The 14178-nt window shown below is 47.9% G+C and carries 12 protein-coding genes; 5 read left to right on the forward strand and 7 right to left on the reverse strand.

Annotated elements, in window-relative coordinates; translation table 11 throughout:
• The first annotated feature begins 40 nt into the window (after positions 1-40).
• Positions 41-2254 carry a TonB-dependent receptor gene (locus IM638_09945; GenBank protein MCA6363349.1) on the forward strand — a complete coding sequence of 738 codons (2214 nt, stop codon included), beginning with the start codon at positions 41-43 and terminating at the stop codon, positions 2252-2254.
• An 18-nt stretch (positions 2255-2272) separates the two neighbouring features.
• Positions 2273-2656 (forward strand): heavy-metal-associated domain-containing protein, encoded by a 384-nt coding sequence (locus IM638_09950; GenBank protein ID MCA6363350.1) that lies wholly within the window; start codon positions 2273-2275, stop codon positions 2654-2656.
• An 86-nt stretch (positions 2657-2742) separates the two neighbouring features.
• Here the strand turns inward: IM638_09950 and IM638_09955 are convergent, their stop codons facing one another.
• From IM638_09955 to IM638_09985, 7 genes are all read right to left on the reverse strand, one after another.
• On the reverse strand, positions 2743-3390 hold the full coding sequence (locus tag IM638_09955) for a hypothetical protein (GenBank protein MCA6363351.1): 648 nt from the start codon (positions 3388-3390) through the stop codon (positions 2743-2745).
• Positions 3391-3459: 69 nt separating this feature from the next.
• Positions 3460-4062 (reverse strand): Crp/Fnr family transcriptional regulator, encoded by a 603-nt coding sequence (locus tag IM638_09960; GenBank protein ID MCA6363352.1) that lies wholly within the window; start codon positions 4060-4062, stop codon positions 3460-3462.
• Complete coding sequence (locus IM638_09965; GenBank protein ID MCA6363353.1) at positions 4026-5942, reverse strand: ABC-F family ATP-binding cassette domain-containing protein; 1917 nt, start codon at positions 5940-5942, stop codon at positions 4026-4028. Before IM638_09965 ends, IM638_09960 begins: the two co-directional genes overlap by 37 nt.
• A gap of 140 nt (positions 5943-6082) precedes the next feature.
• Positions 6083-8215 carry a T9SS type A sorting domain-containing protein gene (locus IM638_09970; protein ID MCA6363354.1) on the reverse strand — a complete coding sequence of 711 codons (2133 nt, stop codon included), beginning with the start codon at positions 8213-8215 and terminating at the stop codon, positions 6083-6085.
• A gap of 197 nt (positions 8216-8412) precedes the next feature.
• Positions 8413-8889 carry a hypothetical protein gene (locus tag IM638_09975; GenBank protein MCA6363355.1) on the reverse strand — a complete coding sequence of 159 codons (477 nt, stop codon included), beginning with the start codon at positions 8887-8889 and terminating at the stop codon, positions 8413-8415.
• 146 nt (positions 8890-9035) lie between these two features.
• Positions 9036-9782 carry a rhomboid family intramembrane serine protease gene (locus IM638_09980; protein ID MCA6363356.1) on the reverse strand — a complete coding sequence of 249 codons (747 nt, stop codon included), beginning with the start codon at positions 9780-9782 and terminating at the stop codon, positions 9036-9038.
• A gap of 54 nt (positions 9783-9836) precedes the next feature.
• Positions 9837-10220, reverse strand: coding sequence for a hypothetical protein (locus IM638_09985; GenBank protein ID MCA6363357.1), 384 nt, complete (start codon positions 10218-10220; stop codon positions 9837-9839).
• Positions 10221-10304: 84 nt separating this feature from the next.
• Between IM638_09985 and IM638_09990 the strand changes: the two genes are divergently transcribed.
• From IM638_09990 to IM638_10000, 3 genes are all read left to right on the forward strand, one after another.
• Entirely contained in the window at positions 10305-10820 is a 516-nt protein-coding gene (locus IM638_09990; protein ID MCA6363358.1) for a hypothetical protein, read from the forward strand.
• Positions 10821-10926: 106 nt separating this feature from the next.
• Entirely contained in the window at positions 10927-13389 is a 2463-nt protein-coding gene (locus tag IM638_09995; protein ID MCA6363359.1) for a TonB-dependent receptor, read from the forward strand.
• Between the two features lie 503 nt (positions 13390-13892).
• The gene (locus IM638_10000) at positions 13893-14117 is read left to right on the forward strand and encodes a hypothetical protein (GenBank protein ID MCA6363360.1); all 225 of its coding nucleotides are present in this window, start codon (positions 13893-13895) and stop codon (positions 14115-14117) included.
• Positions 14118-14178: the final 61 nt, after the last annotated feature.

The following is a 14178-nucleotide window of genomic DNA, read 5'->3' on the forward strand; positions in this document are numbered from 1 at the left end:
ATTGCGTCGGGATTATTCGTATATACAATTTACTCAACTCATGTATTTCATCCGAATTCTACTTCTGTTGAATCTGTTGCTGAGTGCTGTTACGCTTCGGGCGCAGGATGTACTCACCGGCAATGTGTATAGCGGCAGATCAGAACCTGTGCCTGGTGCACAGATTTTCTGGCAGGGAACAAGTATTGGTACTTCCTGCGATAATCAGGGTAATTTCCGTATTGCGTGGCCCGATAGTTTTCCGGCACAGCTGCGTGTGTCGATGACCGGTTTTCAAACGCGTGTACTTACTTTCGACAGCAAATCGCCCGCGCAGGTGAGTGTGGATTTGCTTCCTTCGAATACACTTAATGCAGTGGTTATTGAAGAACGTTTGCCTGCAAGCCAGTTCTCCACACTCAGTCCTATTTTTGCCGAGCGGATTACTTCGGCCGGTTTGCTGAAAGCCGCCTGCTGCAATCTTTCCGAGAGCTTTGAAACCAATCCGTCTGTAGATGCCGCCGTAACTGATGCGGTTTCTGGCGCAAAGAAAATACAGATGCTTGGCCTTGACGGAGTGTATTCGCAGATTCTGTTTGAGAACCTTCCGCTTATCCGTGGCCTTTCGGCTTCATACGGCCTTGCTTACGTGCCTGGCACATTTATCAAGGGCATACTCATTACAAAAGGCACAGGCTCGGTGCTAAACGGCTACGAATCAGTTTCGGGACAGCTGAACATTGATTTGCTGAAGCCCGAAGAAGGTGCCGACCGTTACTTTGTAAACCTGTATGCCAACCAGCTTGGCCGTTACGAAGCCAACGTGCATTTTAACCGGCAGCTGAACGAAAACTGGGGCACCACGCTGCTTATGCACCACAGCCGTTTGAAACAGCGCAACGACAACAATAACGACGGTTTTCTCGACATGCCGATGTATGAGCAATACAATGTAATGTCGCGCTGGAACTGGGTGCATAAGAATAAAGTGGAAGGGCAGTTTGGCATACGTGCCTTGCAGGACGACCGCACGGGCGGGCAGTTTGCCTTTAACAAAGCGAGCGATTACGGCACCACCAATTTCTGGGGCATGGGCATACTGAACCGGCAGCTTGAGTTTTTTAATAAAACCGGTTTTGTATTCAGGAAGCCCGGCCGCAGCATTGGCACCATGTTTTCGGCGCGGTGGCATGAGCAGGAAATGTTTTTCGGACTAAAAACTTATTCGGGCGAGCAGCGCAGTATTTATGCCAACGTGATCTGGCAGGATAATGTAGGCAGTGGCGACAAACACGGTTATAAATTGGGCGCAAGCCTTGTGTTTGATGAATACCGTGAGGTGTTTAACGACTCTGCCATGTTCAGACCTGAATCTGCGCCGGGTGTGTTTGCCGAGTACACAGGGCATCTGAGTACGCGTTTTTCAATTGTAGCCGGCCTGCGTGCTGATATGCATAGTGTGGCGGGCTTTCAGCTTACCCCGCGTGTGCATGCAAAGTATGATCTCACGCCCAAAACTGCGTTGCGCGTGTCGGGTGGCAAGGGATTTCGCACGGCCAATATTTTCACCGAGAACAGTGCCATTTTTGCAAGTTCGCGCGCGGTGAAGATAAATGGGCCACTGAAAGCCGAAATTGCCTGGAATTATGGCGGCAGTTTGCAGCAGAAATTTAAACTTGGCAAAGAGGCATTGCTCATTATCGATTTCTTCCGGACCGACTTTCAAAATCAGGTAGTGATGGACATGGAAACGCCGGAGCTGCTGCAATTTTACAACCTGCAGGGCAAGTCGTTTGCCAACAGCCTTCAGGCCGATCTTTCGCTCGAACCCATTGAACGGCTTGATCTGCGTTTCGCCTACAAGTGGTATGATATTCGTACTACCTACAGCGGACAATTAAAATCGCGTCCGCTTATGCCTGTGCACCGCGCCTTTTTCAACATTGGCTATGCCACAATGCACGACCGCTGGAAGTTTGACGCCACTGTAAAATGGATGGGACAAAGCCGCCTGCCCAATGTATCGGCCCACGCACAGCACGGGGGAATGAGCGATACGGTGGGCGAAGCCTTCTGGCTGTTCAATGTGCATATATTGAAAAACTTCCGCACATTTTCGGTGTATGCCGGCTGCGATAATGTATTCAATTTCATGCAGCACAACGCCATACTCCTGCCCGGTCAGCCCTTTGCGCCTGAGTTTGACGCTTCACTCATTTACGGACCAATGGATGGCCGCATCATTTATGCGGGCATTCGCTACGCAATCAACTAACAAACAAAAATCAATACCATGAAAACCATTCTCAAAAATTCACTCCTCGTGCTGCTTTTCATCAGCGGCAGTATCCTGCTCCAGTCGCAGCGCCCGGCCGATACAACCGAAAACGTCACCATCGAAATCAAAACATCGGCTGAGTGCGGCATGTGCAAAACACGTATCGAGAAAGCACTTAATCTAACCAAAGGTGTGGTAAGTTCATCGCTCAACATTCCCACACGCGTGGTTACAATTACCTACAATCCAAAGAAAATCACCCCTGCCAAAATCCGCGACATTATTTCCCGCACCGGCTATGATGCTGATGATGTAAAAGCTCGTCCGGGCGCTTACAAACGTCTGCCGGAATGTTGCCGCAAGAATGGGATGAATGGGGGAAGTTGTGAGGGGAAATGAGTATAATGAAACAGCGGGAATGAGTATCGTTCCCGCTGTTTTTTTTACAACACTGTATTTTGCATACTATTTACAAGCAAAACAATTTACTTACCAAACGAATACCCGACACTTACATTAACAATCCATGGCGAATTACTTACGCCTATGTTTAATGCATTATGAGTTAGACTCACTCCGTTTCTATCCGTATAAACCAACTTATCATCACTGAGTGAACTTGCTATGCGCGGCCACCAGCGTACACTGGGTGCAATGGTAATTCCTTTTAACCCCGACTGTTTATTTTGGAAAGGCAACCACCTGTAATATACACCCAAACCAAGCGTGTAAGTAGAATAACGTCCGATCCGATTGGCTGCAGTTTGGATGTCGGTTTGATTATAGAGTTCAAACACATGCAATTTGGGTTCGATCCTCAGATTAAGACCATCCGTAAATCGGTAGCCAAATCCGAAACCGACGCTGTGCGGGATCTTCACATTGAGTTGTTGAGCCTCTAGTTCGCCTCCCACTAATCCACCATCAAGTTTTAATTCAACACCATGTGAATAGTCTATCACAAATCGTTTCATCCATAGATCAAATTCGGCATTGAAGCCGCGAAGAAAAATGGGTTGAGTAAGCCCTAAAACAAAGCTGTAACGTGGCGAAAAAGAAGGTCTCTCTTCTAAAGATTTTCCCTGAAGAAGTAAAGGAAACAAAAGAACCAAAAGACTGATACGATTTTTCATGTTATGGATATTTGTCCATGCAAAAATGAAAAATCAATATAGTCCGCTATAAGACATTTGTCTGAAAAATTATTTACCGCCTCTTAGTCTATTTAAATGACGCGGTGTAATTCCGAGATAAGAAGCGATATATGTGACAGGAAAACGTTTAAATATTTCGGGCTTATCACTTAACAGCTTTTGATAACGATTTTCTACACTAAGACTTACCATTTCTACCGAACGACGGGCCATTGCCACCATTCCGTCCTGAATAAGTTTATATTGTACTTTAGCGGCATCGGGATGTTTTTTCACCATTGAACTGAGGTTATCAAGACTTAATACTACAGCTTGAACAGGTTCTACAGTACGAATTGAAATTTCAGCCGGAGTGCCATCGGATAAACTCTTCACATAGGTTACCCATTCCCCCTCGAGTGCCAGATCGCAGGCGCTTTCATCAGCCTCATTATGGGCAAAGTAAACCATACTTCCTTTTTCAATAAAGGCAATATGACGACAGATATCTCCCTGACGCAAAAAGTATTCTCCTTTAGAAAAGGTTTTTATATCGAAAAAAGCAAGCATCGATTCAACCTTCGAAGGAGGTAGCTGATGATAATTAATAAGTGTTTTTCTAATGAGTTCCATAACTAACTTCCCTCCACAATTTCCGCCAGTTCCAGCCATCGCATCGACTTCTCTTCCAATTCTTTTTCAAGCACTGAAAACCGGTCAGATAACTTACCCAACTCCACATGATCGGTTGTAACAGTCATTTTTTCGGTTAACTCCGCTTTTTCTTTTTCGAGTTGGGGAATTTGTTTTTCCAGTTGCTCGAATTCGAATTTCTCCTTGAACGAAGGTTTACGTTTGGCCGTTGAAGCGGTGGCTGAATTAACAGTAGTTTTAGGCGAATTATTTTCTTCTGCTTTAGCCTCAGCGGCCTGCTGGCGGCGTTCTTCGCGGTCCTGCTCAATTTGTTTTTCGCGCCACTGCGAGTAGTTTCCGGGGAAATCTTTCACCACACCGCTGCCTTCAAACACAAAAAGATGATCCACCAGTTTATCCATGAAGTAACGGTCGTGCGAAACGATGACCACGCATCCCGGAAAATCCATCAGAAAATCTTCGAGTACACTCAGCGTTAAAATATCAAGATCGTTGGTGGGTTCGTCGAGGATGAGGAAGTTTGGATTTTTCATCAGGATGGTGAGCAGGAAAAGCCTTCGCTTTTCGCCACCACTGAGCAGCGACACGTAGTTGTAATGCGACTGCGGCGGAAATAAGAAACGCTGAAGCATTTGCGAGGCCGAGAGCTTGCTGCCATCGGCCAGCGGAAATACATCGGCAATATCCTTGATTACTTCAATTACGCGTTTATCATCGGCAAACTGTATGCCTTGCTGTGCGTAGTAACCAAACACCACCGTTTCGCCGGTTTGGAGTTTACCGCTGTCGGGTGGTTCGAGGCCCATTACGATGTTAAGCAAGGTTGATTTGCCCACACCGTTTTTGCCTACGATACCGATTTTTTCGCCGCGTTTGAAGGTGTAATCAAAGCCGTCGAGAATGATTTGTTCGCCAAACTTTTTGCGTATGCGGATGAGTTCGAGAATTTTTCCGCCGAGGCGGGTCATCTTCACCTGCAGCTGTAGTTCTTCGTCGGGTCTTTTACCGCGGGCTTTTTCGGCTACATCCGCAAATGCATCTTTTCGGGCTTTTGCTTTTGTGCCGCGTGCACGGGGCATTTTGCGCACCCACTCCAGTTCGCGGCGATAGAGGTTTTTGGCTTTCTCCAGCGCACTTGCGTCGGCAGCTTCACGCTCGGCCTTCTTTTCTATGTAGTAGGCAAAATCGCCGTCGTAGCGAAAGAACTTTCCGTTCTCGAGTTCAATCACTGCATCGCACACGCGATCGAGAAAGTAGCGGTCGTGTGTAACAAGCAGCAGTGTGCGCTCGCTGTTGGCCAGAAAGCTTTCGAGCCACTCAATCATGTCGATATCGAGGTGGTTGGTGGGCTCGTCGAGGATGAGCAGATCAGGTGCCGACTGGATAAGCTGTGCCAGCGCAAGACGTTTGCGTTGCCCGCCGGAAAGTGTGCTCACGGGCTGTGTGAGCTGTTTAAAGCCAAGTCGGCCCAGCAGGGCTTTCAGCTGCACTTCATGGTCCCAGGCCTGCAGCCTGTCCATTTCGGCCAGCGCATCATCAAGGCGCTGCCGCGCAGCGGGGCTGTGATCGGTTTCACTTTCTTCGAGTGCGGTTTCGTAGGCGCGCAAAGCACGCAGCGCGGGCGTATCGCCTTCTACTGCAGCCTGAATCACAGTGAGGCTTTCGTCGAACTTCGGATCCTGATCGAGAAAGCCCACAGTAATGTCGCGGCGCATGCTTACTGTACCGGTATCAGGCACATCACGCCCGGCGAGAATATTCAGCAACGTGCTTTTTCCAGCACCGTTGCGGGCCACAAGTGCCACCTTCTCGCCCTGCGCCAGTCCGAAACTAACATCGGTAAACAGTGTGCGCAAGCCGTAACTCTTGGAAATCGATTCAACCGAAAGCAAATTCATAGGCCGCAAAGATAGACAGTTCCGCCCGTTGCAACGATACCGATATATTCACTTACAGCTATAAAAAACAACGGCTCCCCTTGCTGAGGGAGCCGCTGCCGGTACCGGTTGTTGCTGCAACCAATACCACCACACATATTTTACAAGCTCATGAAAACTATTTTGTGTGTACTGCGGGAACTGCCGTTATCAATTGAAATAAAATATACTCCGTTTGAAAGTCCCAATGCATGCGGATCAATCTGAAGCTGCTGCGGACCGGCTCCGAACGACTGATTGTTGCTTAGTGAAATGGTGCGGCCAGTAATATCAGTGAGCCCGATGTTAAGCTGTGCAGCATCAGCCAGCACAAAGGAAACAGTGGTGATGCCTGAGGATGGATTTGGTGAAGCAAAAAGATTAAAATCATGATTCACAATTTCCTCCTGTCCCACAACACCGGTAATATTGATATCGTCGATATAGAGGTTGTTTGAAAAATTACCTGCGGTAAACTCAAATTTAAACCGCACCCGCTGCTGAGCTACTACACTGGGCAAATTTATCGCTACACTGTTCCATTGATTTTGCATTACCGGTGAGTAAGCATTCTGGTCGAGTCCGCCGGGCACCAGCGCATATCCGTTAATGTTTCGCAACAACACCCATGTGCGGCCACAGTTTAAAGAGTAATACACACGCAAGGCATCGCGCACCGAATCCTGCAACGAACTTACTGCGGCGGTGTATTTAAAGTTAAGCACCATTTGCGAAGTGAGCGAAAGATCAACCGAAGGCGAAATCGCTTCGTCGCGCACGGCACCATCGCTCCCAAATGAATTGAGTTTAAGTGCATGTGACCCCGAAAAACCGGCACTGTTAGATACCTGCCACTGCGAAGGTGTATTTCCCGGATTGGAAATAATCCACTGATTGAAATTCACATTTTCAAAATCTTCACTCCATGTACCGGTAAAATCACTCCAGCCGGGACTGATATACACATTGTTCCATTTTGTGACACTATTGTTTCCGGTGCTGTTACTTACATTGAGCGAAGTAGAATAATACCCGGCCTGATTATAAGTAACCGCCTGCGAAGCAGCGGTGGATGTGGCCGGCGAGCCTCCACCGAAATTCCAGTTGCGGCTTGTTACCGGACCGTTCCAGCTCTGGTCGCTATAATTAATGGTAGTGCCTTCACATGCACACCATACTGAATTATTAAAATCAGCAATGGGCGCACAGGGCGTGGTCACAGAGCCGTCAACTCCGGTAAGTGCAAGATTTGCGGGTGACCATAAATTATCGCGGTCGCTGATGCTGCTGTTGAGTGTGGCGTGCATGGCCAGCACCTGATCGTTGGTAAACATGCGCGAGCAGTAAGAATAGTCCATAAAATTCTGCACGTTCTCAGGCACACCGGGTGTACATAGTGCCCACTGCGCATAAAGCGGCGGCGTGGGTGTGGGGCAATTTGTCCAGCCTTCGGTAACCGGTGTATCAGGAATACCATCGTCGCCACAAGCCACACCGGGATTGTTCGTACTGCCCCAGGGATGGGCAAGGTTGAGGTAGTGGCCTATTTCGTGTGTGAGTGCACGCGACGTACCGGGCGCACCTGTGCCGATGCTGCCGATGTAATCCTGAAGGATGATAATTCCATCGTAATAATATCCAAACCCGTTTTGCACGGCCGACGGATAGTAAGCATATCCAGCCACGCCGTTGCGCATTTGTTTTACCACCCAAATGTTGAGATACTTATCTCGCGGCCAGGGATTGAGTTTTGAAAAATCATCGCCCACGCGGGTTTCGTGCGAGTAGATGCGGTCGATGCCGTTGGTGCAATTACCATCGGGGTCAATTTTAGCGAGACGGAATTCGATACCGGCATTGCCCACAAGTGGTTTGAAAGGTGGAATAACCACACTGGTATCAGCGTTGAGTTTCTGAAAATCTTCATTGAGTATGGCTACCTGATCAAGTATCTGCGCATCGCTGATGTTTTCGGCGCCATATTCATGAATGATGTGAAATACGATGGGAATTACATACTGCACCGAGGCGGCGCGCGCTGTATTGTTTTGCTGCAATGCTTTCTGCTGCTGCATGTATTGCTGCACATAAGCATCGTACTCCGCCTTACGCTGATCGTAGGTTGGATCCTGCTGCTGAATGTGGCGGTGTGCATCGGTACTGCCGCAATTGAGCTGTGCGTGCAGGCCGGACTGGTTAAGCCCCAGCCATACAAACGCACACACTCCTGTTTTGAGGAGGAAATGTTTGGTCATACGAATAATATGAGTTTACTGCGCTTCGCAGGCGCAAAATGGAACAATGAAAAAACACTACACAAACCTGAATGCTGAATAAACGAATTGCACCTTATTTGCGGTGTAAAGCAAATAAATAGATGCGTGCAAAGTACACAGCACTGTTTGTGTGAATGTTTTCAGTAAAAAAGGTATAATTTGAGAAGGGATACTTCTCAGCAAAGATCAGGCGGGGGTGTCGGCACATTGGGGATGAAAGCCGGAACCCGCCAGGCAGGTTCGGCAAAATGCAGCCGTGTAAACAAATCCGGACGAGCCGGAATTTCGGTTTTCGTAAAATGGTCGATTGCCAGAAGTTCGAATTCGTTTAAAATAGTATTGTAAGGATTGTTATTGTTTTCATCGGTCATTTTCTTCATGGCAAGCACCATGAGGGTTTCGTCATTATCATCAAAACAACTTAACACTACTTTTCCTCCTTCCACCTTCATCGAAACAATATCATACATACGCCCCTTCCACTCTATTTCTTTTCCTTCATCTTTGAAACGGGCGGAGGCAAGTTCACCTGCTGTAAGCGTAATTGATACCAGATGCGACTCGGAAAGTTCAGTCAGCACCTGGTGCTTTACCTTGTGTCTGTGTGCTTCGCGCAGCGCCATCCACCAAAGTGAACCGAGAGTGAGTTGCATGAGCATACACAATGGTACAGCCAAAAATAGTATGTGGCGCCATTTACGCATACTACAAATATGTAATTATTGAGTATAAAGTAATGTTAATCTTGTCAAATGGCTGAAAATTTCCTTCCTGCGGCTGAAAGCAAATTGCAGGAGGTTCATTTTTCAGCATTTCCGGTTTGATCCTTTGAATCGCGGTACCAATAGGTAATGTTTACGTGCGGATGAATGGGATCAGCCGGAGGCGGCGGTGGCTGTGGGGTATCGCTGAAGTCCGGCAGTTCTTCGGGAAAGGGCAGAGGCTCATTGTCATCTTCCGGTTCATCCTGCCAGTAAACCTGCCGTTGCGGACCTTCGCGGCGATATACCCAGGCCAGCATCATGCCGGTGAGTGCGCCAAACAAATGACCTTCCCACGAAACCGTAGGATCAATTGGCAGTACGCCCCAAACCATAGAGCCATAAAGAAAAACAACCAGCATGGAAATAACCATGAGTTTAAGATGCCGGCGGATAATGCCGCTGAAAAACAAGAACGCTGCCAGTCCGTACACAAGTCCGCTTGCGCCGAGGTGCCACGATTCGCGTGCAAAAAACCACACCAGAATACCCGTAAGCAAATACATGATAAAGAAGACCCGGTGCGCAATAATCTTGTAGGCATTAAAAAGAAGCAGACCCAGTACAAGCAGCGGAATACTGTTCCCAATCAGGTGACTGAAATCGGCGTGCAGCAGCGGGTGAAAAACGATACCGTAAAGACCTTCTGTATGCCTGGGGAATAATGCAAGGTGGCGTAATCCGTTGTGAGAGAAACCCTGCAAAATATGCATCAGCCAAAGCGCCACCACAAAGGTGAAAGGAAACAACTCCCGAAAAAAAACACCTTTCCTTTTTTCAGCCATATTATTATGAGGTCAACACTTATGCCAGACCTGATTTACTGACGTTGTGGCAGTTTACGAATGCGCAAGATGCCAGGCAAGCAGTGCCTCAAAATGAGGATTCTTTTCAAAGAAATAATTCAGCGCATACTCAACTGCCGCTTCGGGTGTATCAAACGAAAGATCAAAATCACCGGGGCCGGGGCCCGGTGTCCAGTTCACGCATTGCAGCAAATATTTACCCTCTTCAAACAAAAGACCGAGTTGGGGACAATCAGACCGGTATTCCTTGCACTCAGAAAGCATTTCGCCGGTAAATACAGCAACTACCGCCGCAGGCAGGTTATTCAAACTATTTCCGCCGGCTTCAGGATTTTTGAGCAGGAGGTAATGCGTAGGATACTCAAATACCCACACACCTTTTGACCGGATATTATTCAAAACTGCGTCAGACAACATATCATTCAAAGCTAAGCGTTTGCTGTTGGCTATAAAAGTTAAACGGCACATAAGCAGTGCTGAATGTTTATTTATATTTGTTTCATGCTGCTGCAACGCATAAAAGCTTTTTTCCTGCTTTTAATTATTCTTGTTCAGTGTGCGGGCCTGCAAATATGGGCGGGCTGGCAACTGGGGCAGTATCGTGCAGCCATGCGTAAAGCCTGCAAAGCTATTCAGCCTCATCTTCGTTTTACACCGGCTCAACTCAAACAGGCACGGTGGATTCATGCACATGAATTTGAGCTGAACGGCAAACGCTATGATGTGGCCCGTGTGGAGCAAACGGATTCTGGCATTGTGTATCATGCAATTTCCGACAGCCGCGAAGACCGCATGCGTGCACAGGAAAAACTCTTGCATACGCAGGACGAAAGCAGCAGGCCGGCGCAAAAAATTGTACTGAAAAAACTTACTGATTATTCGCCCGCAACAGATGCGGTGTCTTTGCCCCCGCTTTTTCTTACCGGAAAGACAAGTTTTGATTTACGGCCGCAAGCCTCCCACGGTTTGCGCCCTGTTCCGCCCGATCCTCCCCCGCCCCGCACGGTACAATGCTAACACGCATGCTGCATCACGCAGCATGAAAACTGCAGCATACCGGCTGCAGCAGTTGTAGTTTGTTGCAACTGTACATCATTGTACACCAATTTACCTTTCAACTCAAATGAAACGCATATACTTTATGGCTATTGCCGTGTACACGCTGTTGTGCTCGGCTGCCATGGCCCAAACCAGCCAAACCATTACCGTTCGCGACCGCGCCACACTTACACCCGTAAGCAATGCAGCGGTAGAAATACACGCCCCGGCATCTGAGGGAATAAACAATGCCCGCACCTGGCAGCATGCAGGTGTAACGGATGTAAAAGGCCAGATCACCATTTCAGTTACGGCTTCGGCCGACAGTGTGCGGTTTACGCATCCGGCCTTTGGCACACAAGGCAATACATTGGCAGCCGTAACGGCAAACAACGGCCTGATGCTGCTTACCCAGCGGGTTCTGTTGCTTAACGAGTTTGTGTATGCCGCCAACCGCTCCGAAGAACGCAAGGCCGATGTGCCTTATCAGGTAGGCGTAGTTTCCTCGCGCGATGTAGAACTGGGCAACCCGCAGAACTCCGGCGATATGCTGATGAACTCAGGACAGGTATTTGTGCAGAAAAGCCAGATGGGCGGAAGCAGCCCGGTGCTGCGCGGCTTTGAAGCCAGCCGCGTACTAATAGTGATTGACGGCGTACGCATGAACAACCTGATTTACCGCTCAGGCCATCTGCAGGATGTAATTACCATTGATCCCAACATGCTCGAACGCACAGAAGTGGTGTTCGGGCCTTCGTCGGTAATTTATGGCAGTGATGCCATGGGCGGAACCATGCACTTTATTACCAAAAAGCCGGTGCTGGGAACCGACAGCGGCATGTTCACTACGGGCAACGGCTTTGTACGTTATTCAACCGCCAATAACGAACAAACGGCGCACATCGACTTTAACCTCGGCACAAAGCGTTTTGCATCACTCACCAGCATTACCCGCAGCGATTTCGGCGACTTGCGTATGGGCGCAAACGGTAATCCCTACGACCCGCAATTTGGCTGGTGCAAATACTACGTGGAACGAATCGACGGAAAAGACAGCGTGATGCAAAATACCGATCCGCTGGTACAGAAATTTACCGGCTATACACAAATTGATGTCACTCAGAAATTCCTGTTCAGGCAAAGCGACAATGTATCGCACCTGCTCAACCTGCAACTTTCCACCTCATCAGACATTCCGCGTTATGATCGTTTGCAGCAGCTGAGCAACGGACTTCCGCGTTTTGCCGAGTGGTATTACGGACCGCAGAATCGTGTACTGGCGGCTTACACGCTGCAGCTGAGCAATGGCAACTCGTTTTATGATAATGCCAGTATTACACTTTCTACACAGCGCATTGATCAGGATCGCATTACACGCCGCAGAAACAGCAATAACCGTATTCGCCAGAATGAAGATGTAAGCATGTTTGCGCTTAATGCTGATTTCAAAAAGCAGATAGGGAAAGAAAATGAGCTGCGCTATGGAGCAGAGTTGCTTTACAACACTGTACTTTCAACCGCCACCAGCACACACATTGAAACCCTTGCCGAAACTCCGGCCGCCACACGTTATTCGGATGGCGATAATTCACAGCTTATGGCTTCGCTGTATGCTTCAAACAGCTGGGAAGTGAGTGAGAAGTTTATTGTGAGTGGCGGTTTGCGTGTGGGTATTGTTAACCTTAGTGCGCAATGGAATGATACCACATTCTTCCCCTTTCCTTACACAGAAGTAAAGCAAAACAATTTTGCTCCCAGCGGGAATCTTGGTTTTGTGTGGATGCCTTCGCAGAAGCTGCGAATCAATATTTTGGGTTCAACCGCTTTCCGCGCGCCCAACATCGACGATTTGTCCAAAGTGTTCGACTCGCAGCCCGGTACACTGGTTGTGCCCAATCCAAACCTGAAACCGGAGTTCGCACTGAACGGCGAGTTTGGTATTTCGTGGACCTTTACCGAAGGGGTGCGCCTTGATTTTGCAGGCTGGTACACGGCCATTACCAATGCCATTGCCGTGCGCGATTTCACCTTTAATGGTGCTGATTCGCTTGTTTTTGACGGCACACCCAGCCGCGTGGTAGCTGCGCAAAATACCGACCGTGGCTACATTACCGGCTTCAGCAGCGGCATTACGGCAGATTTTAATGATCATTTCTCATTTCGCGGCACGGTAACCTACACCTACGGCAGATATATCGACACTCAACTCGACACTGTAGTTCCGCTCGATCATATTCCGCCGGTGTTTGGACAAAGCGGTCTGGTGTATCACACCAACAAATTAGAGTGCGAGCTGTTTGCACGCTACAATGGCTGGAAGCATCTTGCCGATTACAGCGCCAGTGGTGAAGATAATTTATCACAGGCCACACCTTATGGCATGCCGTCCTGGACCACACTTAACTTCCGTGCCGGTCTTCAGCTTAACCGCTGGGTGCGTGTAACCGGTGCCGTTGAGAATATTTTTGATCTCAACTATCGCCACTTCGCCTCCGGTATGAGCGCGCCCGGCAGAAACTTTATTGTTGCCGCACGAGTACGATTTTAATCTCTATTCAAATAATTGATTTACAACCAAATAAATCATTAAATCAACTTTAATCAAAAAATAGTCCGATCCCGATAAACAAAACATCCACACCCTTGTTTTATATGGGAATTCACCAAGAGATTGTGTGAAACTCAGGGGTAATACTCAGCATCACTTCGTGGTGTGAGTGGTTTGGACAAAACAAGAGCCTAACAGGCTCTTGTTTTGTTTAATACCGGTTCGTACCCAAATAAAAACGGTTAATCCCCTTTTAATTGTTTTAATTAGGCAAAAGATAACGGATGATACATATTTGCATATCAATTATTGCTACTGGCAAACATAGTTAGCATAATTGATATTCGATCATCACTTCAGTGGTGAGAGTGGTTTGGGAAAAAACAGGGACGCTAAACGGCGTCCCTGTTTTTATTTCAGTATGTGCTCCGCAAAACCTTCAATCTGGCTTCACACAGGCTTAATACAAGTGGCGTAATCTTGCACAACTAAATGATGAATTTATGATGAATGCCTCTTACGCGGGAATTGCCCGTATTTTCCTGAGCAACGGACAACAACAAACCGGTTTATTGCTGAACGATGTAGAACGTGAAGATGCGTTTGACAACGGCGTACGTTTTGTGCCGTACAGCATGCTGAATGCTTTTTTGCAAACGGCTGATGAAACACTTGTAAAAATCCTGGAGCCTTCGCGCGTAACAGGAATTGATTTGTTTCAAAAGTAATTATCTGGTGGTTTCGATAAGCTCAACCACCAGAGATCGTATCGTTGCGTGGTGGTGGCGA

Source organism: Bacteroidota bacterium (assembly GCA_020402865.1).
In the GTDB taxonomy this organism is placed as follows: domain Bacteria; phylum Bacteroidota; class Bacteroidia; order Palsa-965; family Palsa-965.

What these genes read in the sequence shown, in the direction of transcription:
- IM638_09985 (MCA6363357.1), bottom strand. Translation starts at nt 10,220, where the DNA reads ATGTTGTCTGACGCAGTTTTGAATAATATCCGGTCAAAAGGTGTGTGG.
- IM638_09990 (MCA6363358.1), top strand. Translation starts at nt 10,305, where the DNA reads ATGCTGCTGCAACGCATAAAAGCTTTTTTCCTGCTTTTAATTATTCTT.
- IM638_09955 (MCA6363351.1), bottom strand. Translation starts at nt 3,390, where the DNA reads ATGAAAAATCGTATCAGTCTTTTGGTTCTTTTGTTTCCTTTACTTCTT.
- IM638_09950 (MCA6363350.1), top strand. Translation starts at nt 2,273, where the DNA reads ATGAAAACCATTCTCAAAAATTCACTCCTCGTGCTGCTTTTCATCAGC.
- IM638_09995 (MCA6363359.1), top strand. Translation starts at nt 10,927, where the DNA reads ATGAAACGCATATACTTTATGGCTATTGCCGTGTACACGCTGTTGTGC.
- IM638_09980 (MCA6363356.1), bottom strand. Translation starts at nt 9,782, where the DNA reads ATGGCTGAAAAAAGGAAAGGTGTTTTTTTTCGGGAGTTGTTTCCTTTC.
- IM638_09945 (MCA6363349.1), top strand. Translation starts at nt 41, where the DNA reads ATGTATTTCATCCGAATTCTACTTCTGTTGAATCTGTTGCTGAGTGCT.
- IM638_10000 (MCA6363360.1), top strand. Translation starts at nt 13,893, where the DNA reads ATGATGAATGCCTCTTACGCGGGAATTGCCCGTATTTTCCTGAGCAAC.
- IM638_09965 (MCA6363353.1), bottom strand. Translation starts at nt 5,942, where the DNA reads ATGAATTTGCTTTCGGTTGAATCGATTTCCAAGAGTTACGGCTTGCGC.
- IM638_09970 (MCA6363354.1), bottom strand. Translation starts at nt 8,215, where the DNA reads ATGACCAAACATTTCCTCCTCAAAACAGGAGTGTGTGCGTTTGTATGG.
- IM638_09960 (MCA6363352.1), bottom strand. Translation starts at nt 4,062, where the DNA reads ATGGCTGGAACTGGCGGAAATTGTGGAGGGAAGTTAGTTATGGAACTC.
- IM638_09975 (MCA6363355.1), bottom strand. Translation starts at nt 8,889, where the DNA reads ATGCAACTCACTCTCGGTTCACTTTGGTGGATGGCGCTGCGCGAAGCA.